Origin of the sequence: Streptomyces sp. NPDC017520 (assembly GCF_044329855.1) — a bacterium.
Lineage (GTDB): Bacteria > Actinomycetota > Actinomycetes > Streptomycetales > Streptomycetaceae > Streptomyces.
In genome coordinates this window covers 1-1,172 of record NZ_JBIRKB010000046.1, presented here as the reverse complement: position 1 = coordinate 1,172, position 1,172 = coordinate 1, and the positions used below count along the sequence as shown (strand labels likewise).

Below are 1,172 nucleotides of genomic sequence, written 5' to 3'. Positions count from 1 at the left end.
GTTACTGAGGCTGAACTCGTGATGTCGTGCTGCTGATCAGGCAGGTCTGATGATCAGGCCGGTCTCGGTGAGACAGCCGTCTATGAGGTGGCTGCGGTACTGGATGTGCCGCAGGCCACGCCGGACGGTCTGAACGAGGTGTTCTGGGGTGCTGAAAGCGACGTTCGAGAGCCATCCGCGCCGTAGGAGTGACCAGATGCCTTCGACGGGGTTGAGGTCGGGTGCGTAGGGCGGCAGGTAGTAGATGGTCAGCCAGTCCCGGGTTTCGGCGAACTCTCTCAGTCCGGCGGCCTTATGGACGTTGAGGTTGTCCCAGACGAGCACGATAGGGTCGTCGAGCTGCTGGTGGGCGGCGATCAGGAGGTCCCGGTAGTCGCGCCAGGAGAAGCTCTTGCGGCCATCCCGGTTGCTGTCGTCGCGGCGGGGTCGGTAGATCAGCCTCGACCGGTGGCCGGGTTTGTAGCAGGTCAGCGCGGCTATGGAGATCCGTCTGCGGGAACGGCCGCGGACCCGGACCACCGGGGTGCGGCCGCGTGGCGCCCATGTTTTTGCGTGCGGCGGCGTCATGGAGAAGCCGGCTTCGTCCTCGAAGACCAGCCAGGCCCCACGGGCCGCCGCTAACCTTCCGCGCGGGGCCACACCTCCTTGACCCACCCGGCCACCGCCTCGTCGTCCCGCTCCATCGCTCTGCGGGCCGGAACCTGGCAGGACCAGCCGTTGCGCACCAACAGCTTCCGCACACCCTGGATCGTGTACGTGAGGTGGAAGCGCCGGCCGATCACCGTCTTGACCCGGGCCAGCGTCCAGCGCTGGTCCTCCCAGCCATGCGCGGCCGGCCCCTTGGCCAGCTCCGCCTCCAGCTGAGCGAACTGCCTCTCGCTCAGCCTCGGCAGGGACGCCGGCCCCTGCGACCGCAGGGATCGTGGGCCGCCCTCGGCCCACGCGTGACGCCATCGCTGGACCGAGCGGACACTGACCCGCAGATCTCTGGCGATCGCGGTACTGCCCTCGCCCCGGGCGAACCGCTCGGCCGCCTGGAGCCGTAACTCCTCGCGGAACTGCTGCCGTTCGGCGGTCAGCCCGCCCCCTTGTGGATACCGCATGACTCCGGTGATACCGCAGCCACCGGCCAGCCGTCACCCCCTACGACACCACGCGTGCAACCTCAGTAG

At 68.3% G+C, this 1,172-nt stretch carries 2 protein-coding genes; both read right to left on the bottom strand.

Translation table 11 applies throughout. The features are described from left to right. Positions 1–36 precede the first annotated feature (36 nt). On the bottom strand, positions 37–567 hold the full coding sequence (locus tag ACH4KB_RS37915) for a transposase (protein WP_398071643.1): 531 nt from the start codon (positions 565–567) through the stop codon (positions 37–39). A gap of 50 nt (positions 568–617) precedes the next feature. After that, positions 618–1,103, bottom strand: coding sequence for a winged helix-turn-helix domain-containing protein (locus tag ACH4KB_RS37910; protein WP_398071641.1), 486 nt, complete (start codon positions 1,101–1,103; stop codon positions 618–620). Positions 1,104–1,172 lie beyond the last annotated feature (69 nt).